Annotated in this window: 1 protein-coding gene; it reads left to right on the top strand. The window is 62.5% G+C overall.

Annotated features, from left to right (window positions below):
* Window positions 1-301 (top strand): hypothetical protein (locus ACOQFR_RS00010; protein ID WP_421377371.1); only part of this gene is annotated, 301 nt, incomplete at both ends.

The following is a 301-nucleotide window of genomic DNA, read 5'->3' as shown; positions in this document are numbered from 1 at the left end:
GATCTGCGAAGTTCTCAATCCGACCAACTGCGACACGGCGACTGTCACGATCACGGTGGAAGAGGGCGTCATCGACGCCGTCAACGACGCTGCCGGCCCGGTCAATGGCTTCGTCGCCAACACCAATGTCGTCAACGTCCTGGGCAATGACCAGCTGAACGGCGCGGCCGTGAATCCGGCGGACATCACCCTGGTCCCGGTCACGAATGGTCCGCTTACCGTGAACGCTGATGGCTCGGTGGACGTCGCGCCGAATACCCCGGCTGGCACGTACACCGTCGACTACGAGATTTGCGAGGTC

The sequence above is a fragment of the Arenimonas sp. MALMAid1274 genome (genome assembly GCF_049195245.1).
GTDB lineage: Bacteria > Pseudomonadota > Gammaproteobacteria > Xanthomonadales > Xanthomonadaceae > Arenimonas.
This window is presented reverse-complemented; position numbering and strand designations above follow the sequence as displayed.